The organism is Rhodococcus sp. BUPNP1, from assembly GCF_002215235.1.
GTDB lineage: Bacteria > Actinomycetota > Actinomycetes > Mycobacteriales > Mycobacteriaceae > Rhodococcus.
In genome coordinates, this window is the sequence record NZ_NERM01000008.1 from 115,082 (window position 1) to 136,930 (window position 21,849).

The window sequence follows — 21,849 nt, forward strand, 5'->3', positions numbered from 1 at the left end:
ATGCGATCCTCTGCCCGCGGGGCCTAAGGTGACGAGCATGCGCGTCGTCTTCACGAAGGGTCCCGGCATCGGGTACGAGATCGCGGTGCACCGCGACACCGGTCCGGAGCTCGCTCCGCGCAACGGCCCGGGCGGTCACCCCTATCTCCCCCACGACCTCGTACATCTGCTGGTCGAGAAGGAGGCGGGGATCGAACTCGGCGTCTTCGGGCAGCTGGCCGCGGGCGACAACGGCCTGTTCTGGCCCGCCGACAACGCGGAACGCACCCGCGCGGGCCGACGCCGCAAGGCGAAGAAGCATGCGATGCCGTTGCGCGCGGAGGCCGACATGATCAGGTCGGAGGAATTGGCGCGCATCGCCGTTCCCGTCTGGGAGGTGCGACGCGGTCTGGCGCAGAGCCTTCCGGCATATGTGTCCGCACACGATGTCACCCCGGTGGTCGACCGGATCGTCGACACCTTCGACGACCACGCCGACCGGTGGCATGCGCTACCGGTCGGCGGGTCGTTGACGGTCGCCTGGAATGTGTCGCTACAGAACCGACGGTGACACGTCGAGGGTCGTGCGGTCGAGGCTTGCGAGCAGATCGAACTGCGGTCCGGTCCTGGGCAGTTCGAAACGGAAGAAATAGCGTGCGGCGGCGCGCTTCCCGTCGAAGAAGTCGCCCTCGCGGTCGCCCACGGCGAGGAGCTGTTCGAGCCACATCCACGCCACCACGACATGCCCGACGGCTTCGAGGTAGACCGACGAGTTGGCGAGGGCCACAGCGGGATCGCCGGTGGACCACAGTGTCGCGGTGGTCTCCGCGACGCGAGCGACGGCCGCACCCAGCTGCTGGGCGTAGGCGGCGGCGTCACCCCCGGCCTGAGTCGCCCGCGCGATCGTCTCGCCCACCGCTTCGCCGAGCAGCGCGAGAGCGGCACCGCCCTGCATGATCACCTTGCGGCCGAGCAGGTCGAGGCCCTGGATACCGTGCGTGCCTTCGTGGATGGGGTTGAGGCGGTTGTCGCGGTAGAACTGCTCGACGTCGAACTCGCGGGTGTAGCCGTAGCCGCCGAGCACCTGGATGGCGAGGCTGTTGGCCTCGAGGCACCACTGCGACGGCCAGGACTTCGCGATGGGGGTGAGCAGGTCCAGCAGCAGACCGGCGCGGGTACGCTCGTCGTCGCTCTCGGCGGTGCGCTGCACGTCGACGAGCTTCGAGCAGTACAACCCCAGCGCGAGCGCGCCTTCGACATAGGACTTCTGCGCCAACAGCATTCGGCGCACATCGGCGTGTTCGACGAGCGGCACCTGCGGCGAGGCCGGATCCTTCGCGCCGAGCGGCCGGCCCTGCGCGCGGGTACGGGCGTAGTCGAGCGACTGCAGGTACCCGGCGTAGCCGAGGGAGGTGGCGAGGAAGCCGACGCCGATCCGGGCCTCGTTCATCATGTGGAACATGTACGACAGGCCCTTGTGCGGCTCACCGAGCAGGTAGCCGACCGCCCCGGCCTCCCCGCCGGGGGTGTGGACGCCCTCGCCGAAGTTGAGCAGAGTGTTGGTGGTGCCGCGGTTGCCCATCTTGTGGTTGAGGCCGACGAGGGCGACGTCGTTGCGTTCGCCGAGCGTGCCGTCGGCCTCGACGAGGAACTTCGGGACGATGAACAGCGAGATGCCCTTCACCCCGTCCGGCCCGCCGGGGATCTTGGCGAGGACGAGGTGGACGATGTTCTCGGTGAGTTCGTGGTCACCGCCGGAGATCCACATCTTGGTGCCGGTCAGCCGGTAGGTGCCGTCCGCGGCGGGCACGGCCCTCGTAGTGATGTCGGCGAGCGACGAACCGGCCTGCGGTTCGGACAGGCACATGGTGCCGAAGAAGCGGCCCTCGAGCATCGGCGGCACGAACGTCTCGATCTGCTCGTCGCTGCCGTGGGTGACCAGCAGGCTCGCGTTGGCGGCGGTGAGGAAGGGATAGGCCGAGGTGCCGGCGTTCGCGGCCTGGAACCACGCCATCGATGCGCGCTGCACGGTGACCGGCAGTTGCATGCCGCCGTGCTCCTCGTCGAACCCGCCGGCAAGGAGTCCCGCCTTGCAGAACAGGTCGAGCGCGTCCTTGACCTCGGGGATGATCTCGACGCGACCGTCCTCGCCGATGCGGGGTTCCTGGGCGTCGCCCTTCTTGTTGTGGGTCGCGAAGTGCTTGGTGGCGATGTCGGCGCTCAGGTCGAGCACGGCGTCGAAGGTCTCCCGGGAGTGCTCGGCGAACCGGCTCCGCGCGGTGAGGGACTCGATGTCGAGCCAGTCGTACAGGAGGAAGTCCAGGTCGCGGCGGGACAGTACGGGAGAGGGCATCGAGGATCCTTTCGGGCGACTCGGATATCGGCCGCAGCAGGAACGAACTCAGCAGGAACGAACTAAGCGCTCACTCAGTAGACCAACGACGGTGCATGATGTCAACGACGCCTTCTCCGCGACCCGCAGGACGGACCCCGTGACCGACACACCCGAGCAGACCCCCGACGCCTCTCTCGCCGCAGCGCTCCCAGGCGGTGGATCCGAGGTCGCACGTCGGCTGGTCGCCTCCGCGGTGGAGTCCTTCGCACGCCGCGGCTACCACGCGACCACCACCCGCGACATCTCCGTCGGCGCAGGATTGAGTCCCGCGGCGCTCTACGTGCACTTCCCGTCCAAGGAGGCCGTGCTCTTCGAGGCCGGCCGCAACGGGCACCTCCACGTCCTCGAGGAGGTCGAGAGCGCCGCTTCGAGTTCCACCGACCCGATCGAGCGGATCCGCGCCATCGTCGATCGCTTCGTGCGGATCCACGCCGTGCACCACACCACCTGCCGGGTGGCGCAGTACGAACTGCATGCGCTCTCGGAGGAGCACTACCGCGAGATCGCGGAGATCCGCAGACGCACCGACGCCGTGGTCCGGGAGGTCATCTCCTCGGGCGTCGACGGCGGCGCGTTCCGGGTCGGCGACGTACCCACCGCAGCCCTGGCGATCCTGTCGCTGGGGATCGACGTCGCCCGCTGGTACCGGCCCGGCCGTGTGGGCGTCGACGATCTGGCCCGCAACTACGTCGACCTCGCGTTGTCGATGCTCGGGGCGTCCCGCAACTGAGCCGGCCGGGCACCGAACGACGACGAGGCCCGCAACCCCGGCGGTCTCACCGGTGTTGCGGGCCTCGAATGTCGTTGCGGGTCGGGTTATCCGACGCCGAGCAGATCGATCACGAAGACGAGCGTCTTGCCTCCGAGCGGGTGTCCGGAACCGGCCGGTCCGTACGCGAGCTGCGGGGGCACCGTGAGCTTGCGACGTCCACCGACGCGCATGCCCGGAATGCCTTCCTGCCAGCCCGGGATCAGGCGTCCGAGCGGGAAGCGGACGGAGTCGCCACGAGCGAACGACGAGTCGAACACGTCGTTGGTGTCGTACTCGACCCCGTGGTAGTGCACGTCGACCACGCCGCCGGGCTGCGCTTCGTCGCCGTCACCGATGGTGATGTCCTCGATGACGAGATCGGCGGGAGCCGGGCCGGTTGCAGGCTCGACCGTCGGAACCTCCGGCGGCACCTGCACGGCGAGCAGGTCGATGATGAACACCAGCGTCTTGCCCGACAGGCGGTGGCCCGATCCGGCGGGACCGTAGGCGAGCTCCGGCGGGATGGTCAGCTGGCGACGGCCGCCGACCTTCATCCCCGGGATGCCCTCCTGCCAACCGGCGATCAGACCGGACAGCGGGAAGGTGATGGACTCACCACGGCTCCACGACGAGTCGAACTCTTCACCGGTATCGAACTCGACCCCGACGTAGTGGACTTCGACCTTCGATCCGGGCTCCGCTTCGGCACCTTCGCCGACCACCAGGTCCTTGATGACCAACTGGGTGGGGGCGGGGCCCTCCTGGAACTCGATTTCGGGCTTTGTCATGCGTGTCTCCTCGTCGGGATTCGGTCGATCTTTCCGGTCGCTACGAGGTTCAGCGCTCCTCGAGGGACGTGTACGGGCGCTCGGTGTAACCGGTGTAGATCTGACGCGGACGGCCGATCTTCAGGGTCGGGTCCGAGTGCATCTCACGCCAGTGCGCGATCCAGCCGGGCAGGCGACCCAGGGCGAACAGCACGGTGAACATGCGGTCCGGGAAGCCCATCGCACGGTAGATCAGGCCCGTGTAGAAGTCGACGTTCGGGTACAGCTTGCGCTCGATGAAGTAGTCGTCCGTGAGGGCGGCCTCTTCGAGCTTCATGGCGATCTCGAGCAGTTCGTCGCCCGCACCGAGCTTCTTGAGGATGCGGTCGGCGGTCTTCTTGACGATCGCGGCCCGCGGGTCGTAGTTGCGGTAGACGCGGTGCCCGAAGCCCATGAGCTTCACGCCGTCTTCCTTGTTCTTGACCTTGCGGACGAAGTCCTTGACGTCGCCGTCGGACTTCTGGATGCCGTCGAGCATCTCGAGCACGGCCTGGTTGGCGCCGCCGTGCAGCGGGCCCCACAGTGCGTTGATGCCGCCCGAGATGGACGTGAAGAGGTTGGCGTCGGAGGAGCCGACGAGGCGCACCGTCGACGTCGAGCAGTTCTGCTCGTGATCGGCGTGCAGGATGAGCAGCATGTCGAGCGCCTGAGCGATCTCGGGATCGATCTCGTAGGGCTCGGCCGGGAAGCCGAAGGTCATGCGCAGGAAGTTCTCGACCAGCGACAGCGAGTTGTCGGGGTAGAGGAAGGGCTGGCCGACCGACTTCTTGTAGGCGTAGGCCGCGATGGTCGGCAGCTTGGCGAGCAGACGGATCGTCGACAGCTCGACCTGCTCGGAGTCGTCCGGATCGAGGGAGTCGGGGTAGTACGCCGACAGGGCGTTGACCGCGCTCGACACGACGGGCATCGGGTGCGCGTTGCGCGGGAAGCCGTCGAAGAACCGCTTGAGATCCTCGTGCAGGAGGGTGTGGCGGCGGATCTTGTCGGTGAAGACCTCGAGCTGCTCCGCGGTCGGCAGCTCACCGTAGATCAGCAGGTAGCTGACCTCGATGAACGTCGACTTCTCGGCGAGCTGCTCGATCGGGTATCCGCGGTACCGCAGAATGCCCTTCTCGCCGTCGATATACGTGATCGCCGACTTCGTGGAGGCGGTGTTGACGAAACCCGGGTCGAGGGTGGTGTACCCGGTCGCCGCGAGGAGCTTGCCCAGCTCGATACCGTCATTGCCTTCCGTCGCCTTGGCGATCGACATCGTGTGTTCGCCACCGGGGTAGCTGAGGGTGGGGTTGGTGTCATTCTCAGCGGGCACGAAGGATCCCTCTCAAGCTCAGACCTACGAGAAACTTCCGGACATTCACGTAGAACCTAGCCGTAGCGCGGGGTATGCGCTGCGGCAGGGTCCGCCGAAAGTCCCCGATCGGTATGTCGTCCATGTGGGTTCCGAACGCTCGCCCGCACCCTCCGCGACTGCGCCGCAAGGCCGGCACACGCCGATAACCTGCGGCAATACTACCCGGGTCTCACCAAGGTCGTTACGCGGGGATCTGCGCGTATCCGGCGCCCCACGCCGGCCACTGTACTCACGGCACGGCGAAGAGCGCATCGACCAGCACGGCGGTGGTCTCCGCGACGGGCCCGCCCTCGAGGGGAGCGTCGGGGTCACCGGTGGTCGAGTCCGACAGGATCACCAGCAACAGCGGCTGCCCGTCCGGCGACCACGCCACCCCGGCGTCGTTCACCGTCCCGTGATTGCCCCCGCCCGTCTTGTCCGCCGACGTCCATCCCGACGGCAATCCCCCGCGGATCCGGGTGTCCGAAGTGGTGGTCGCGCGCATCCAGCCGAGCAGTGTCCGCTGTTGCGGAGCGGGCAGCCCCGAACCGAGCAGCACCTCGCCGAAGCCACGGGACAGTCCGGCAGCGGTGGTGGTGTCGCGCTGATCGCCCCGTGCCGCCTCGTTGAGTTCGGGTTCCCAGCGGTCGAGCCGGGTGGCCCCGTCCCCGACGGAGCGGGCGAAGGCGGTGACAGCCTCGGGTCCACCGATCCGTTGCAGCATCAGGTTTCCGGCGGTGTTGTCACTGCGGGTGAGCGCGGCCTCGCACAGCCGGTCGAGCGGCAGCACGCGCCCCTGATGTTCCGAGGTCACCGGCGAATTGACGACGATGTCGTCCGGGTCGATCGGAAGGGTCTCGTCGAGCCGGAGGGTTCCCTCGGCCTCGAGGCGCAGGATCGCGGCGGCGGCGTAGACCTTGAACGGAGAACAGATCGCGAACCGCTCGTCGGCCCTGTAGGTGTGGACGCGCCCGGTCACCGGCGACTGCGCGACCACACCGAGCCTCACGGCGTAGCGGTCCTCGATCTCCTTCAGGCGCTCGTCGACACCGGTGGCGAGCAGCCGGGTATCGGTGGCCGACTCGGCCGTCGTCGACGGGATCGTGTCGACCGGACCGTCCTGTGACCCACAGGCCGCCGCGGCGGTGACGGACGACAGGGCGAGGGCGGAATGGAGAAAACCCCTGCGCGACAATCTGTTCCGGACAATGGATTCGGTGGGTGTCATGTCGACAGGACACCACCGACGGGAATCGGCCCGCCAATACCCACCTGCCGTCCGCACGAGTCGGAAAAACTATCGCCGCTGTTGGCGGCCGGGACGACGGGCGGGATCCGGCCGCGCGACACGGCGGGTCGGCGAATCGTCCGCCGGTGCTGATTGAATCCCCTGCCATGGACCTGATCCGCCATCTCCGGTTCTTCGTCACCGTCGCGGAGGAAGGACACTTCGGGCGGGCCGCGGCGGCGCTCGACATGACGCAACCTCCTCTGTCACAAGGACTTCGGAAACTCGAACAGCATCTCGGTTCCGAACTCGTGCATCGCACCAGGCAGGGAGCGGTCCTCACTCCTGCCGGAGCCGAGCTGCTCCCCCGCGCGCGTCTCCTCGTCGACGACGCCGACCGTTTCCTCGCCGAGGCCGGACGCGTCGCCCGCGCCCGGGGTCTCCTGCACTGGGGGGCCACCCGCGCACTGCCCGACCGCCTGGTCACCATATGCGTCACCGCATTGAGCAGACGCGGTGAAGCGACCGTCTCGACACGATCCGCGAGCACCGTCGAACTCGTCGACGCCGTGCGCTCGGGCATGTGCGATCTCGCCGTCGTCGAACATCCGGCCCTGACCGAAGGACTCGACGCCGGCCCGGTGGTCAAACTCCGGCGATGGCTCGTCGTGCCGGCCGACCACCGCAGCGCCCGTTCCGACCGGCCCCGTCTGCCGATGCTCTCCGACCTGACGTTCGCCGCGGCGCCGCGGACGGGGAACCCGGCGGCCTTCGACGCGGTGCAGGATCTGTTGCGCGAACGCGGACTCGATGTCGACACCACCCCGGCGGTGGACGACCGTGCGGTACTCGCCGCCGTGGCCGCCGGTACCCACTTCGGGATGTCGACCTCACCGCCCGGCTCGGTGCCCGGCGTCGCCTGGCTGGACTGGGCTCCGTCCGCGCTGGCGCTGCGGGTGCGCATCGTACGACGCGCCGACGCCGACGTCGGTGCGCACGTCGACGCCCTCGACCGCGTCCTGTTCAAGGAACGGGTCCGATGACCGGCGGGGATCGGCGAGACACGGCGGTCGACCGGATCCGGGCGGTCTTCGCGGATGCGGGGTGCACGGGATTGCTGCACGCCCGCCGGTGTTCGGATCCGCGTGCGGCGATGCTGTCGGTGCGCGGGGACGAACGCGTGGTGCTCGCGTCGGTGTACAAGCTTCCGCTGTTCCTCGCGTTCTGTGCAGAGGTGGACGCCGGCCGGCTCGACGCATCCGGGCAGCTGCGCATCGTGCCGTCGGACTGCACCCCCGGACCGACGGGGATCGCGAGCTTCCGGGATCCGGTGACGATGAGCCGACGCGACGTGGCCGCGTCGATGATGACGGTGTCCGACAACGCAGCGGCCGACGTGCTGCTCGGCGAGATCGGCACGACCGCCGTCGAGGAACTCCTCGCGCGCCTCGGACTCACACGGACCCGGATCATCGGTGGCACGGCGGACGTCTATCAACGCCTCGTCGAAGAGACGGACACCCGCACCACCGTCGAGGCGTTCCGGGCGCTCACCGACATCGACGCGGCCTGGACCGTCTCGGCGTACGACCCGGCCTATACGAGCGCGACCACCCCGCAGGAGATGACCCGACTGCTCGAAGCCGTGTGGTCGGGCTCGGTGCTCTCGCCCGAGAGCACCGACTTCGCGCAGCAGGTGATGCGCGCGCAGGTCTGGCCGCATCGCATCGCATCGGGCTTCCCGCATCGCGGGGTCGCGATCGCGGGCAAGACCGGCACGATCGGCATCATCCGCAACGAGGTGGCGGTCGTCGAGTTCCCCGGCGAGTATCCGATCGCCGTCGCGGTGTTCACCCGCGCCGCCCGCGCGGATCCCGTACTGCCCGTCGTCGACGCGGCGATCGGTGAGGCCGCGCGCATCGCCGTCACGGAGTTGCGGGCTCCCCTGCCGGACGACCCCGCAGGCCCGTCACCCGAGTGTGCGTGAGACCCGGTAGCGCACGAAGGCAGGGAAGGCGACGACGCACACGAGCGTGCCTACGATCACGAGGACGCCTCCCCCGGCAGCCGCGACGGCCGTGCCCGCAGCCGCTGCTGCGGCACCGTGGAGCACGTCGCCGATACGCGGCCCGCCCGCGACGACGACGATGAACACGCCCTGCAACCGGCCGCGCATCTCGTCGGTGGCGACGGTCTGCAGCATCGTCGAGCGGAAGGCCGCGGACACCATGTCGACCGCCCCGCCGAACGCCAGGAAGAACAGGGCGACCCACAGCAGCAGACCGCTGCCCTCGGGTTCGGCCCACCACACCGCGGCGCCGAAACCGACCATCGCCACGCCCCACAGGACGATGCACACGATCACGGCGAGACCCTGGCGCTGCACCCGCGGCAGCCATCCGGAGAAGACACCGCCGACCACCGCGCCGACCGACATCGCCGCGAACAGCAGACCGAGGGCGAAGCCGCCCTGGGCCGGATCGCCGAACGACTCGTGGGCGATCTGCGGGAACAGGGCGCGCGGCATCCCGAACACCATGGCGACGATGTCGACGACGAACGACGCCAGCAGGATCTTCTGTCCCGACAGATATCGGAAACCGTCGAAGACCGCGCGCAGTCCGGCCTTCGTGACCTCACCGAGCGGCGGGATCGCCGGGAGCCGGACCACCGCCCACAGCGTGGCGAGCAGGAAGATCGCGTCCAGCAGGTAGAGGGTGGACAGTCCCACGACGGGAATGAGGGCGCCGGCGAACAACGGACCGGCGATCGCCCCGAACTGCACGACCGTCATGTTCAGCGAGGTGGCCGCCGCGATCTGCCCGACCGGCAGCAGCCGCGGGATCACCGCCGCACGGGTGGGCTGGTTGACGGCGAAGAACGCCTGCTGCACCGAGAAGAGACAGAGCAGCACCCACACGTTGTTCAATCCGATCGCGGCCTGCGCCCACAACAACAGCGACGTGAGACCGAGACCGGTGGAGGTGACGATCAGCAGTTTCCGGCGGTCCATCGCATCGGCGAGGGCTCCACCCCACAGGCCGAACACCACGAGCGGCACGAGCCCGAACACACCGGTCAACCCCACATAGGCGGAGTTGCGGGTGATCTCGTAGATCTGCTGGGGTACGGCGACGACCGCCATCTGCGCACCGATGACGGTGACGATCCCGGCCCACCACAGCCGGGCGTAGTCCTTGTTGCGCAGCGGTGTGGTGTCGGCGAGCAGACGCCTCACGGTTGCAGACGCTCGGTGATCCAGCGACCGTCCACCAGCCGGGTCCGGATCCGGTTGTGCAACCGGTTGGGCCGGCCCTGCCAGAACTCGACCGACTCGGGCACGATGCGGAATCCGCCCCAGAACGGCGGTACCGGGATGTCGTCGTCGACCTCGTAGCGCTCGGCGGTCTCGACGAGGGCGTGCTCGAGATCGGCGCGCTCCGCCACCGGACGCGACTGCTGCGACGCCCACGCGCCCAGGCGGGATCCGCGCGGCCGCGTCTGCCAGTAAGCCAGGGTCTCCTCGTCGGGCACGCGCACGACCGGTCCGCGGACGGTCACCTGCCGGTAGATCGGCAGCCAGAGGAAGGTCACCGACGCGTAGGGATGCCCGGCCAGATGACGGCCCTTGTCGGATTCGAAGTTGGTGAAGAAGGTCAGGCCGTCGGCGTCGATCTTCTTGCACAGCACGGTGCGGGTCGCGGGGTGGCCGTGCTCGTCGACGGTCGCGAGCACCATCGCGTTCGGCTCGGGCACCGCGGTGGCGACCGCGTTCGCAAACCACATACGCACCAGCGGAAGCCAGCCCTCGGCGACATCGCCGGGGGTGAGATCGCGGTCGGCCGGGGACTCGTCGGTCGGCCCGGCCGGGCTGTAGTCGACACGCATACGCGCGAGGTCGTCACCCTCGGGACGCGGCAACGGGAAATCGGACGGCACGAACGACGACGGTACTCCCGGCATCCGGGCGTCGACGCTCGGACCACGGGAGCTACAGTTTTGACGACGACCCGAGTGGGGCGCCGATCACACCTGACGGTGACCTCATTCCACCGGCAGCGCGGCTCGGACCGGGCCGTGCTCGAACGAGGAGAGCCCAACCGTCATGGCAGCGAGCGCGTCAGTTCCCGAGGATTTCGTCGCAGGACTCGAAGGCGTGGTCGCCTTCACGAGCGACATCGCCGAGCCCGACAAGGACGGTGGCGCACTGCGCTATCGCGGGGTCGACATCGAAGAGCTCGTCGAGAAGGGCGTCACCTTCGGCGACGTGTGGGCCCTGCTCGTCGACGGTGAGTTCGGTCGCGGCCTGCATCCGGCCGAGCCGTTTCCCCTGCCGATCCACACCGGTGACGTGCGTGTCGACGTCCAGGCCGGTCTCGCGATGCTCGCACCCATCTGGGGCTTCCGTCCGCTGCTCGACATCGACGACGCCACGGCCCGCGACAATCTCGCCCGCGCCGCGGTGATGGCCCTGTCCTATGTCGCGCAGTCCGCCCGCGGCATCTACCAGCCCGCCGTGCCGCAGCAGCGCATCGACGAGGCGAGCACCGTCACCGAGCGCTTCATGGTCCGCTGGAAGGGCGACCCGGATCCCAAGCACGTCGAGGCGATCGACGCCTACTGGGTGTCGGCGGCCGAGCACGGCATGAACGCCTCCACGTTCACCGCCCGGGTCATCGCCTCGACCGGTGCGGACGCGGCCGCCGCGCTCTCCGGCGCGGTCGGCGCGATGTCCGGCCCGCTGCACGGCGGCGCCCCGGCCCGCGTGCTGCCGATGATCGAGGAGACCGAACGCACCGGCGATCCGCGCGGCCTGGTCAAGGGCATTCTCGACCGCAAGGAGAAGCTCATGGGCTTCGGTCACCGCGTCTACCGCGCCGAGGACCCCCGCGCCCGGGTGCTGCGCAGCACCGCCCAGCGGCTCGACGCTCCTCGTTTCGAGGCGGCGGCCGCGCTCGAGCAGGCCGCCCTGGCCGAGCTGCGCGAGCGTCGTCCCGACCGGGCGATCGAGACCAACGTCGAGTTCTGGGCCGCGGTGATCCTCGATTTCGCCGAGGTCCCCGCGGCGATGATGCCCGCGATGTTCACCTGCGGACGGACCGCCGGCTGGTGCGCCCACATCCTCGAGCAGAAGCGTCTGGGCAAGCTCGTGCGTCCCGCGGCGATCTACACCGGCCCCGATCCGCGCCCTGCCTCCGAGGTCACGGGCTGGGATTCGATCACGCATCGCTGATGCCTCTTCCCCTGCCGGGCCGACCAGCGCCCGGCGGGGGCTCCGAGGGGGCGGTCTAGACTACCTGTGCACCATGTCCCTCGACTCTTAGGACACGCATTCCGATGGCAGACGCGTCACCGATCATTCCCGCCGACCTCAAGCCCGCAGACGGCCGCTTCGGCTGCGGCCCGTCCAAGGTTCGTCCCGAGCAGCTGCAGTCGCTGGTCGACGTCGGCGCTTCGGTGTTCGGCACCAGCCACCGGCAGAAGCCGGTCAAGGACGTCGTCGCCCGTGTCCGCTCGGGTCTGCGCGACCTGTTCTCCCTGCCCGAAGGCTACGAGGTCGTCCTCGGCAACGGCGGCACCACCGCTTTCTGGGACGCCGCGGCCTTCGGTCTGATCCGGGAGCGTTCGCAGCACTTCACCTACGGCGAGTTCTCGTCGAAGTTCGCGACGGTCGCGAAGAAGAACCCGTTCATCGGCGACCCGATCGTCGTGGGTTCGGAGCCGGGCTCGGCTCCGGAGATCGTCGCCGACGCGTCGGCCGACCTCATCGGCTGGGCGCACAACGAGACCTCGACGGGTGTCGCGGTTCCCGTGCAGCGTCCTGCCGGTTCCGACAACGCCCTGATCGCGATCGACGCGACCTCGGGCGCCGGCGGCCTGCCGGTGAACATCTCCGACGTCGACGTGTATTACTTCGCCCCGCAGAAGAGCTTCGCCGCCGACGGTGGCCTGTGGATCGCGCTGATGAGCCCGGCCGCGCTCGAGCGTGTCGCCGAGATCAAGGAGTCGGGTCGCTTCACCCCCGAGTTCCTGTCGCTGCCGATCGCCGTCGACAACAGCAGCAAGGACCAGACCTACAACACCCCGGCGCTGGCCACCCTGCTGATGTTCGCCAATCAGATCGAGTGGCTCAACGGCAACGGCGGTCTCGACTGGGCCGTCGCGCGCACGAAGGATTCGTCCTCGCGCCTGTACGAGTGGGCCGAGGCCTCCGAGTACGCGACGCCGTTCGTCGCCGATCCGTCGCTGCGTTCGCAGGTCGTCGGCACCGTCGACTTCGCCGACTCCGTCGATGCGGCGCAGGTCGCGAAGATCCTGCGGGCCAACGGCATCGTCGACACCGAGCCGTACCGCAAGCTCGGCCGCAACCAGCTGCGCATCGGCATGTTCCCGGCCATCGATCCCGAGGACGTCACGCAGCTGACCAAGAGCATCGACTGGGTCGTCTCCCAGCTCTGAGCACGCCGCACAGCGGGGCCGGGTCCGATGTCGGATCCGGCCCCGTTGTCGTCATAGTCTCGACCTCGCATCGAGACATTTCGGCGAACCCTGGACGATAACGCGCCGCGTCGGATTTCTTGCGATGTCGCTCGGCGTGGCGCGGCGTGTCCGGCCACGAAAAATATCCAGGTCGGTTACAGTCGGGCGGGTCAATCGCGATCGGCGCGAGGAGGTCAAGGTGCGAGAGCTTCGAGTGGTCGGTCTCGAGCCCGATGCTAAGCATGTGGTGCTCGCCGATCCCACGACGGGGGACAAGTTCCGCATTCCCGTCGACGACACCCTGCGCGCGGCCGCTCGCGGCGATCTGGCCCGTCTCGGCCAGATCCAGATCGAGACGACCAGCCAGCTCCGTCCTCGCGAGATCCAGGCCCGCATCCGCGGCGGCGCCTCGATCGAACAGGTGGCCGACGAGGCCGGCATCCCGGTCGCCAAGGTCGAACGGTTCGCCTATCCCGTCCTGCTCGAGCGGTCCCGGGCGGCCGACATGGCCAAGAAGGGCCATCCCGTCCGACCCGACGGCCCCGCCGTCGAGACCCTCCACGAGATCGTCACGCAGGCCTTCCGCGCTCGCGGGCACAGCCTCGACGAGGCCGAGTGGGACGCCTGGCGCGACGACGAGGGCTTCTGGGTCGCGCAGCTGCGGTGGCACGCGGGTCGCTCCACGAACCGCGCCCACTGGCGGTACCAGCCCGACGCTCACGGCGGCACGATCACCGCGCTCGACGACATCGCCGCCGATCTCGTCGATCCCGACTGCGGTCGCCCCCTGCGCTACCTGACCCCGGTCTACTCGGCGCGCGACGTCGACGATTCCACCGAGGCGGAGAACGCCGAGCGGCACGCCCCGATCGCGCTGGAGGCTCCCGCCGCCGACGAACCGGCCCCCGAGCCGGTCGCCGACGAGGAGACCACCGTCGCCGTCACGGTGCCCGACGACACCGACGCATCGCGCACGTCGCAGGCTCCCGCGAAGGACAAGCGCGGCAAGCCGGCACTCCCCTCGTGGGACGACGTGCTGCTCGGTGTGCGCAGTAACGGACGCGTCTGAGGAAGTCGTCGACGATGTCGGCGACGGTGTCGACGCTCTGGTACGTCGACGCACCCGATCCCGCAGCGGTCCTGCGCGAGTTCTCCCCGGATCGCGATGCGGCCCAGGCACTTCTGTCGCGCCTGTTCCCGGATCTCCAGGTCGATCCCGGCGGCCGGGTTCCGCTGACCGAGGCCGGGGATGCCGGTGAGGACGACGGCGTCGAACAATTCCGGATCGGTAGTTATCCCGGTGTGACGGTGGTGTCGAGCCCCCGGTTCGCGCTGCGCCACCCCTCGCAGCTACCCGCGATGTGGTTGCGCACGCCCGCCGCCGAACGCACGTGCCTGCTGGCCTCCGATCCGGCCGGCGCGTGGGGATCGTTCGCCGTGTGGGAATGCGGCACGCTGCGCCGCAGCTTCGGGGCGAACACCGTCGAGTTCTTCGAGGATCAGGGACTCCCGTTCGTGTGGGAGCGCCCGTTCTGGGCGGGTGAGCATCCGCTCCGCTGGCCGCCGAACGTGCCCCCTCCCCCGGAGTCCCTGCCCTTCCACCCACGCAAGCTCGTCGAGGAGGCCCACGGGGCGTGGCTCGGATTCCGCTACGTCGGCCGTCGCGACGACGAGCTCGACCCGCGGAACATCGAGACGTGGAGTTTCACGCTGCGCACCCCCGTCCCACAGATCTCCGTCCCCGCACCGAAGACCTCCTGGTGGCGGCGACTCGCCGCGCACTGACGTGCCGTCGAGCGACGCTCCCGGTCGGACTCGTCACTCCTCTGCTCCGACAATGGATTTCAGTTCTTCGATGTCGTCGGGCGTGATCTCCGGGGACTGCAGGACGACGGCCCAGGCGTCGACGTACTCGGTGCTGTACTTGTGGCCGTGCCCGGCAGGGACACCCGTGGAGAAGGGCAGATCGGCCGTGACCTGCCAGAAGGTCACGAACGGGATCCACACCATGCCCTCGAGCACGTCACGGCCGGGGGCTTCGCCGATCCAGTCCGGCTCGCTCGTGATCAGGCGCGGACTCCACCAGACGATCGGATCCGAGGGGTGCATCAGATACAGCACCCGGCTGCCCTCCCACGGCTCGTCCGCCGGCGGGATCTCCGCCTGCGGGTCGTTCGTGAACCGCACCGTGCGGCCGTCCCGGAAGACCGGTTCGATCTCGGGGCTGCCGGCCTCCCTGCGATCGCTGAACTCCCGGAAGAGGACGTTGAAATTCGGAGGTCCGGCGAAGACCGTACCCGACGTGCGATTGCGCAGGTCGTACTCGCCGCTGAAGGCGGTCTCCCCGCCGAACGAACCGAGGCTCTCCCCAGCCACGAGCAGTCGGGGGCGGGCGTCCTGGGGAAGCTTCGACCAGACGTCGTAGACCGCGTCGAACAGGTCGCGTCCGGCTTCCCGCGCCTTCGACTGATCGACGAGATACGAGATCCACGAGGGCAGATAGGAGTACTGGATCGCGACCGTCGCGACGTCGCCACCGGTGAGGTACTCGACGGAGTCCACCAGGGCCGGGTCCACCCAGCCGCTCCCCGTCGTCGTCACCACCACCAGGTTGCTCCGCTCGAATCCTCCTGCCCGGGTGAGGTCCTCGACCGCGAGGGACGCTCGATCCTCGGTGTCGTCCGCCGATGCCAGGCCGGCGTAGATCCGGATCGGTTCCAGAGCAGGACCTTCCGCGAACTCGCCGAGTTGCTCGGTGGTCGGGCCCTGCCCGACGAAGATCCGACCCTGCCACCCGAGAGAATCCCACGGAACGACCGAATCCGGTCCACCGGAGCGGAGTGCGGTCGTCGGTTGCTGCACACCTTCCTCGGTTCTCGTGTCCCGCGCCGAGAACGCCGCGTTGGCGGCGTCGATGAAGCCGGCGAGGAGCACTCCGGAGACGATCGCGTACACGAGTCCCGCGACGAGAACCCACCCCACGACGTTCGCGGCCCGCTGCCCGATCCACCGGTCGAGTGTCCGTGCCGCCCAGTGGTACAGAGCGCGGATACCGCGTCCGATCGCCAGCAGCACAGCGAACATCACGACCGCGACGAGCGGGGAGAGGACCGCAAGTGCCAGGTTGTACTCGGAAACCCCCATCAGAGTACGGATCTCGTGCTGCCAGTACTGACCGAGCCCGAAGAAGACCGCGAAGAGGACCACCGCACAGACACCGAAGGTCCACCACGACGTCGCCTTCGGAGGTCGAGGAGGACGGTCGGCGAACGCACGCCACACGAACGCGACGAGCACACCGAGACCGTATCCGATCGCAGCGGTGATCCCGCAGATCATCCCCTGCAGGATCCCGCCGCGCGGGAGCAGCGACGGCGTGAAGGACAGGCACGCGAAAAGCACTGCACCCCAACACCCGGGAAGTGTGAGGTGCAGCGCTTTCCGTCGTGTCCGCGATCGGGGGTCATCGGCCGCGACGTTCGCGACCGGATCGCCCCGGACGCTGCGGCCGTCTTTCTGCACGGTCGCGTCAGTAGTAGTCGGGGCGCGGGTTCCAGGTCGAGATCGCCCAGATCACGACCGCGTCCAGCGCGATGATCAGGATCGACCACCACGGGTAGTACGGCAACCACAGGAAGTTCGCGATGATCGACAACGCCGCGAGGACGATCGCCGTGACACGGGCCCAGGTGGCACCGCTCATCAACGCGAGACCGGCGACCAGCATCACGACACCGAGGACGATGTGGATCCATCCCCACGTGGTGAAGTCGAACTTGAACGTGTATTCCACGCCCCGGACGAACACTTCGTCCTCGGCCACCGCAGCGATGCCCTGGAAGAGCTGGACGACGCCGACCGTTGCCAGGATGATCGCGGCCCCGATCGAGGTGCCTGCGGCGATGCCCTGTTTCACACTCATCCCGTCCCTGTCGGGACGTACGTCATGCGACATGACGATCCTCTCGTGTACGAAGGAGACATCGATCGTGCACCGACCCTCGCGAGGAGCGGTCACGATCCGATTCGGAGGAACAAGGGTGCTGCGGGTTACGCTGTCACCCTTACACTTTCAACCGCCGGCTGCCCCGACGCGACACGACGATCGCACGAGCCGACCATGGGAGGGCACCGTCCTTCGATGCCCTCCCCGCACCGATGGTTCACGCGATGGGCACGCCGTCGCGTCCGGTCGTGACGTTGCCGAGCGCCTGCGCCTTGAGGTGTTCGTACTCCGTGGGTGTGATCGCACCCGAATCGAGCAGGGCCTTGGCGTCGGCGATCTGCTGGGCCGGGGATTTCCCGACCGCCACGGTCCGGATGTACTCGTCGGTGGCCTGCTTCGCCTCCGCTTGGGCCTGCTGCGCCCGCAGTGCCATCCCGCGGCCCCGAGCGATCAGATAGACCAGTGCCGTGAGGTACGGGAGGATCACCAGTCCGATGACCCACACCGCTTTGACCCAGCCGGACACGGAGTGATCACGGAAGAGGTCGACGATGATTTGGAACAGGACGATCAGATATGCCACGAATGCGAATACGACGACTGTGTACCACACGTAGTCCCAGAATGAATCCATAGCCGAACCTCCTCGGCCGGACCGGGGGACGGAACGATGCCCGCGAAACCGCCCGGAAATTGAAGATCTCGAATCCTGTTTCCCCCTGCGGCGTGCCGCTGCCGGCACCACCACCAGTCACGGCTCATCCGCTCGTCGACACCGGATCGAATCGTGGCATCTGTCCGACTCCGGCGTCGGCGGGTGTCTCTACAAGCCATGACGACCTCCGTCCCTCCCGTCCGGAAGGAACGCATAAACCATACGCCCATCACGAGTGAAGGGCACCTGTTTTCGCTGATCGTGCGGCCGGCGCACGACCGGGTCGTTCAGGAGTAGATCGCTCGGGGGTTCCACGCCGAGATGGCCCAGATCACCATCACGTCGAGCGCGATGATCAGGATCGCCCAGCCCGGATAGTTCGGTAGCCACAGGAAATTCGCCACGATCGACAGTGCGGCGATGACGATCGCCACCACGCGCGCCCAGGTCGCACCGGCGATCAATGCGATTCCCACCACCGCCATCGCGACCCCGATGACGATGTGGATCCATCCCCACGTCGTGAGGTCGAACGCGAACGTGTATTCCGGCCCGGCGACGAGCAACTCGTCGCCGGCGACAGCAGCGATCCCCTGGAGGATCTGCAGCGCGCCGATCAAGGTCAGGATGATGGCGGCTCCCACCGACATCCCGGCTGCCAGACCCTGACCGATCGTCATGTGCTCTTGTTCGGCATGCGCACCGTGGGACATGATGCTCCTTTCGGCCCACCCGACATTTCCGAGTGTGCGCTTCGGAGACGTTCTGCGGAATGCCTGCCGCGGGAGGAATGCTCCGCAGGGACGGTCAGGACACGATCAGCGCGAGCCAGCCGAACGGCACACCGGCCACGAAACCGGCGGCAAGCCAGCGCAGTACCTGCACCCGGAGCCACGACCACACGGTCGGCGCGACTCCCGCGACCGTCACGACATTGACGACGACGGCGAGGGCCGGATGGATCCGTCCGAGCGCCTGCCCGCAGGCGACGACGGTGATGACGGTGGCGACGAAGGAGAATGCCGTCAGTGTGAGCCCCGTCGCCCAGGGGGTGGGCGCGGGGCCGCGAGCCTGGCTCATCGCGGGAGCCGCACCCGCTCGTAGAACGCCATCGCAGCAGCGGTGGCCACGTTCAGCGAATCGGTGCCGGGAGCCATGGGAATGCGGGCGCGCACGTCGGTCGCCCGCATCGCATGCTCGGTCAGGCCCGGGCCCTCGGCACCGAGGAGCAGCGCGACCTTCTCCCCCGTCATCGCTTCGGCGAGCGGGATCGCCCGCGGGTCCGGGGTCAGCGAGATCAGCTGGAAGCCACTGCTGCGCAACAGATCCAGGTCGGACGGCCACCGGTCGACGTGCGCGAAGGGGACACGGAGGACGTGCCCCATCGACACACGCACCGCACGCCGGTACAGAGGGTCGGCGCATCCCTTCCCGAAGAGCACACCGTCGACGCCGAGCCCGGCGGCGTTGCGGAACATCGAGCCGATGTTCTCGTGGTCGTTGACCCCTTCGAGCACTGCGACCGTGGTCGCCTTGTCGAGGACGTCGTCGAGCGACAGCGGTTCGGGCCGGTGCGCTACGGCGAGCACCCCGCGGTTGAGGTGGAAGCCGACGACCTCCGCCATGGTCGCCGCATCGGTGCGGTAGAACGGCACGTCGACGTCGCGCAGGTCGTCGGCGAGTTCGTCCAGCCGCCGACCCACTCCGAGCAGGCTCGTCGGTGCGAACCGGGAGTCGAGCATGCGCTGGACCACCAGCACACCCTCCGCGATCACCAGCCCCTTGCCGCCGGGAAGGTCGGGCCGACGGTCCGCGGAGTTGAGATCGCGGAAGTCGTCCACCCGGGGGTCGGAAGGATCGTCGATGTCGATGACGTGAACCACCGGGTCATTCTCCCAGCGCCCCCGCACCCCCCCGCACCGGGTCGGTCGTCACCACCGCGGTGCGGTCGGTCGTGATCGACCGCGGGGCGGTCAGTCGTCTTCAGCGACGAGCGCCGTGAGGATTCCGACGGCGTCGCGCAGCGTGGCGAGCGAGTCGGGATCGAGCTTCTCGAGCCGTTCGGTCAGCCACGCTTCGCGTGCCTGCGCCTCGTCGGCGAGCAGCTCGCTCCCGGCGTCGGACAGCGTCACGATGATCTGTCGTCCGTCGGTCGGGTGCGGTGTCCGTTCGACGAGACCGAGTTCGTGCAGAGACGCGATGACCCTGGTCATCGAGGGTGGTTGGACGCGTTCGCGTGCTGCCAGTGCCCCCGGGGTCATCGCACCCTCCTGCGCGAGGGTGGCCATCGCCGAGATCTGGGTCAGGGAAACTCGGGAATCGCTGCGTCTCCCCCGCAAATGACGCGTCAGACGCACTACGGCGAGTGAGAGGTCACCGGCGAGTGCGCGTGTATCCGAGATCATGGCGTGCAGAATACGTCACATCGCCCGAAACACGCGTCGGCCGTCTAGGTGAGCAGTTCCGTGAGGGGATCGACCGAGAAGTACAGGGCGAACAGCACTGCGACGATCCACATCAGCGGGTGGATGGTGCGGATCTTGCCGCTGGCGGCGTGCAGGATCACCCAGGTGATGAAGCCGACGCCGATGCCGTTGGCGATCGAGTAGGTGAACGGCATGACCATGATGGTCAGGAAGGCCGGCAGGGCGATCTCGAACTTGGTGAAGTCGATGTCGCGGACCTGACCGATCATCAGGGCGCCGACGACCACGAGTGCCGGGGAGGCCGCCTCGATGGGTACCACCTCGTACAGCGGGGTCAGGAACATCGCGAGCAGGAACAGCACGCCGGTGACCACGTTGGCCAGACCGGTGCGGGCTCCTTCCGCGATACCCGAGGCCGATTCGACGAACACCGTGTTCGACGAGGCGGAGGCGCCGCCACCGACGATGGCGCCGGTGCCCTCGACGACGAGGGCCTTGCCGATGCCGGGCAGGGTGCCGTTCTTGTCGGCCAGGCCGGCTTCCTTGCCGAGACCGGTCATGGTGCCCATGGCGTCGAAGAAGTTCGCGAGGACGAGGGTGAACACGAGCAGGGTCGCGGCGATCACGCCGATGCGGGTGAACGCGCCGAACAGGTCGACGTTGCCGACGAGGCTCAGGTTCGGGATACCGAAGAAGGAGTCGGGGGCCTCGGGGGTGCTGAGGTTCCAGCCCTTGGGGTTGGTGCCCAGCGAGGGGCCGACGTCGGCGATGGCCTCGATGATCATCGACAGGATCGTGGTGGCGACGATGCCGATCAGCAGTCCGCCGCGCACCTTGCGTGCGACGAGAACACCCATCAGCAGCACGCCGATGACGAAGACGAAGGTCGGCCACGACGCGATCGATCCGTCGATGCCCAGGCCGACGGGCACGGTGGTGCCGGCGGCGTCGGGGATGCGGCGGACGAAGCCGGCGTCGACGAGGCCGATCATGGCGATGAACGCGCCGATACCGGCGGCGATGGCGGCCTTGAGTTCTGCCGGGATCGCGTTGAAGACGGCGGTGCGGAAACCGGTCAGGGCCAGCACGACGATGATGATGCCGTCGATGACGACCAGGCCCATCGCTTCGGGCCAGGTGACCTGCGGCGCGATGGTCACCGCGAGCAGGCTGTTGATGCCGAGGCCGGCGGCGATGGCGAACGGATAGTTGGCGACCACACCGAAGACGATGCTCATGAAGCCGGCGACCAGCGCGGTGACGGCGGCGACCTGGTTGATGGGCAGGATGTTGCCCATCACGTCGACCTTCGCGCTCGCGTCGTCGGCGGAGAAGCTACCGAGGATCAGCGGGTTGAGGACCACGATGTACGACATCGCGAAGAACGTGACGATGCCGCCACGCACCTCCCGGGACACGGTGGAACCGCGTTCCGTGATCTTGAAATAGGTGTCCAGAAAGGACGTTCGCTTGGAGTCGGTGCCTACGGCCATGTCCACAAATCCGCTCGTCGAGTACGGGGCGTCGCAACGGGAACCGATTATTGCAGCGCGAAGGAACTAATCTGCAAACCGTGGAACCCGCCCAGCTCGTCGCAGCCCGCATCCGACGCCTCGCCGACCCTCGCCCCGCGCTCGCCGTGGGAACCGGTCTGTGGGTGGTGGCGACCGTCGTCGTGGCGGTGGTGGGCGGCGAGCTCCGGGACGATGTGCTCCCGGTCTGCGTGGCGGGAATCGTGGTGGGGCTGCTGGGAACTGCGCTCTTCCTGCTGCAGCGCCGGGCCGCCCGGCGCGGCGACCGGGGTGCCCAGGTGGGGCTGGACTGACCCTCGC

At 68.3% G+C, this 21,849-nt stretch carries 23 protein-coding genes and 1 pseudogene; 9 read left to right on the forward strand and 15 right to left on the reverse strand.

Annotation, left to right across the window (positions count from 1 at the left end; genetic code table 11):
• Positions 1-37 precede the first annotated feature (37 nt).
• On the forward strand, positions 38-550 hold the full coding sequence (locus B9C99_RS10695) for a hypothetical protein (RefSeq protein ID WP_172414915.1): 513 nt from the start codon (positions 38-40) through the stop codon (positions 548-550).
• Here B9C99_RS10695 and B9C99_RS10700 read toward each other — a convergent pair.
• On the reverse strand, positions 533-2,332 hold the full coding sequence (locus tag B9C99_RS10700) for an acyl-CoA dehydrogenase (protein WP_016694485.1): 1,800 nt from the start codon (positions 2,330-2,332) through the stop codon (positions 533-535). The two genes, B9C99_RS10695 and B9C99_RS10700, sit on opposite strands and share 18 nt — an antisense overlap.
• Before the next feature lie 91 nt (positions 2,333-2,423).
• On the opposite strand from B9C99_RS10700, the gene B9C99_RS10705 reads away from it, so the two are divergent.
• A complete protein-coding gene (locus B9C99_RS10705) occupies positions 2,424-3,104 on the forward strand; it encodes a TetR/AcrR family transcriptional regulator (RefSeq protein ID WP_088897803.1) in 681 nt (226 codons plus the stop codon).
• Between the two features lie 86 nt (positions 3,105-3,190).
• Here B9C99_RS10705 and B9C99_RS26095 read toward each other — a convergent pair whose 3' ends face one another.
• From B9C99_RS26095 to bla, 4 genes and pseudogenes are all read right to left on the reverse strand, one after another.
• Complete coding sequence (locus B9C99_RS26095) at positions 3,191-3,556, reverse strand: FKBP-type peptidyl-prolyl cis-trans isomerase (protein ID WP_039958015.1); 366 nt, start codon at positions 3,554-3,556, stop codon at positions 3,191-3,193.
• A 6-nt stretch (positions 3,557-3,562) separates the two neighbouring features.
• A pseudogene (locus B9C99_RS26100) lies at positions 3,563-3,913 on the reverse strand (FKBP-type peptidyl-prolyl cis-trans isomerase); the annotation flags it as partial.
• A 49-nt stretch (positions 3,914-3,962) separates the two neighbouring features.
• Positions 3,963-5,261, reverse strand: coding sequence for a citrate synthase (locus B9C99_RS10715; protein WP_016694482.1), 1,299 nt, complete (start codon positions 5,259-5,261; stop codon positions 3,963-3,965).
• 271 nt (positions 5,262-5,532) lie between these two features.
• Positions 5,533-6,510, reverse strand: coding sequence for a class A beta-lactamase (gene bla, locus B9C99_RS10720; protein ID WP_253250036.1), 978 nt, complete (start codon positions 6,508-6,510; stop codon positions 5,533-5,535).
• 167 nt (positions 6,511-6,677) lie between these two features.
• Between bla and B9C99_RS10725 the strand changes: the two genes are divergently transcribed.
• Together B9C99_RS10725 and B9C99_RS10730 are read left to right on the forward strand one after the other, a co-directional pair.
• Complete coding sequence (locus B9C99_RS10725; RefSeq protein WP_088897804.1) at positions 6,678-7,553, forward strand: LysR family transcriptional regulator; 876 nt, start codon at positions 6,678-6,680, stop codon at positions 7,551-7,553.
• Positions 7,550-8,497 (forward strand): serine hydrolase, encoded by a 948-nt coding sequence (locus B9C99_RS10730; protein ID WP_088897805.1) that lies wholly within the window; start codon positions 7,550-7,552, stop codon positions 8,495-8,497. Before B9C99_RS10725 ends, B9C99_RS10730 begins: the two co-directional genes overlap by 4 nt.
• Here the strand turns inward: B9C99_RS10730 and B9C99_RS10735 are convergent.
• Entirely contained in the window at positions 8,480-9,748 is a 1,269-nt protein-coding gene (locus B9C99_RS10735; protein ID WP_088897806.1) for an MFS transporter, read from the reverse strand. The two genes, B9C99_RS10730 and B9C99_RS10735, sit on opposite strands and share 18 nt — an antisense overlap.
• Positions 9,745-10,431 (reverse strand): pyridoxamine 5'-phosphate oxidase, encoded by a 687-nt coding sequence (pdxH, locus tag B9C99_RS10740; RefSeq protein ID WP_172414919.1) that lies wholly within the window; start codon positions 10,429-10,431, stop codon positions 9,745-9,747. The genes B9C99_RS10735 and pdxH overlap by 4 nt, the downstream gene beginning before the upstream one ends.
• A gap of 184 nt (positions 10,432-10,615) precedes the next feature.
• On the opposite strand from pdxH, the gene B9C99_RS10745 reads away from it, so the two are divergent.
• From B9C99_RS10745 to B9C99_RS10760, 4 genes are all read left to right on the forward strand, one after another.
• Entirely contained in the window at positions 10,616-11,743 is a 1,128-nt protein-coding gene (locus B9C99_RS10745) for a citrate synthase 2 (RefSeq protein ID WP_088897808.1), read from the forward strand.
• Between the two features lie 104 nt (positions 11,744-11,847).
• Positions 11,848-12,969, forward strand: a complete 1,122-nt coding sequence (gene serC, locus B9C99_RS10750) for a phosphoserine transaminase (protein ID WP_060651998.1) — start codon at positions 11,848-11,850, stop codon at positions 12,967-12,969.
• Positions 12,970-13,189: 220 nt separating this feature from the next.
• On the forward strand, positions 13,190-14,059 hold the full coding sequence (gene sepH / locus B9C99_RS10755; RefSeq protein ID WP_172414916.1) for a septation protein SepH: 870 nt from the start codon (positions 13,190-13,192) through the stop codon (positions 14,057-14,059).
• Between the two features lie 14 nt (positions 14,060-14,073).
• Complete coding sequence (locus B9C99_RS10760) at positions 14,074-14,775, forward strand: hypothetical protein (RefSeq protein WP_088897810.1); 702 nt, start codon at positions 14,074-14,076, stop codon at positions 14,773-14,775.
• A gap of 33 nt (positions 14,776-14,808) precedes the next feature.
• On the opposite strand, the gene B9C99_RS10765 is transcribed toward B9C99_RS10760, so the two are convergent.
• The 8 genes from B9C99_RS10765 to B9C99_RS10800 all read right to left on the reverse strand — a co-directional run bounded on the left by B9C99_RS10765 (position 14,809) and on the right by B9C99_RS10800 (position 21,510).
• Positions 14,809-16,392, reverse strand: coding sequence for an alpha/beta-hydrolase family protein (locus B9C99_RS10765; RefSeq protein ID WP_088897867.1), 1,584 nt, complete (start codon positions 16,390-16,392; stop codon positions 14,809-14,811).
• 127 nt (positions 16,393-16,519) lie between these two features.
• Positions 16,520-16,945 carry a hypothetical protein gene (locus B9C99_RS10770; RefSeq protein ID WP_059381851.1) on the reverse strand — a complete coding sequence of 142 codons (426 nt, stop codon included), beginning with the start codon at positions 16,943-16,945 and terminating at the stop codon, positions 16,520-16,522.
• 208 nt (positions 16,946-17,153) lie between these two features.
• Positions 17,154-17,570, reverse strand: a complete 417-nt coding sequence (locus tag B9C99_RS10775) for an SHOCT domain-containing protein (protein ID WP_059381798.1) — start codon at positions 17,568-17,570, stop codon at positions 17,154-17,156.
• Positions 17,571-17,878: 308 nt separating this feature from the next.
• Positions 17,879-18,304, reverse strand: coding sequence for a hypothetical protein (locus tag B9C99_RS10780; protein WP_059381799.1), 426 nt, complete (start codon positions 18,302-18,304; stop codon positions 17,879-17,881).
• A 94-nt stretch (positions 18,305-18,398) separates the two neighbouring features.
• Positions 18,399-18,671, reverse strand: coding sequence for a DUF2537 domain-containing protein (locus B9C99_RS10785; RefSeq protein WP_059381800.1), 273 nt, complete (start codon positions 18,669-18,671; stop codon positions 18,399-18,401).
• Positions 18,668-19,474, reverse strand: coding sequence for an RNA methyltransferase (locus B9C99_RS10790; protein WP_088897868.1), 807 nt, complete (start codon positions 19,472-19,474; stop codon positions 18,668-18,670). Before B9C99_RS10790 ends, B9C99_RS10785 begins: the two co-directional genes overlap by 4 nt.
• Positions 19,475-19,564: 90 nt before the next feature.
• On the reverse strand, positions 19,565-19,996 hold the full coding sequence (locus B9C99_RS10795; protein ID WP_085469263.1) for a MarR family winged helix-turn-helix transcriptional regulator: 432 nt from the start codon (positions 19,994-19,996) through the stop codon (positions 19,565-19,567).
• A gap of 44 nt (positions 19,997-20,040) precedes the next feature.
• Complete coding sequence (locus B9C99_RS10800; RefSeq protein WP_016691320.1) at positions 20,041-21,510, reverse strand: NCS2 family permease; 1,470 nt, start codon at positions 21,508-21,510, stop codon at positions 20,041-20,043.
• A gap of 80 nt (positions 21,511-21,590) precedes the next feature.
• Here B9C99_RS10800 and B9C99_RS10805 point away from each other — a divergent pair, with 80 nt between their 5' ends.
• Positions 21,591-21,842, forward strand: a complete 252-nt coding sequence (locus tag B9C99_RS10805; protein WP_016691319.1) for a DUF2530 domain-containing protein — start codon at positions 21,591-21,593, stop codon at positions 21,840-21,842.
• Positions 21,843-21,849 lie beyond the last annotated feature (7 nt).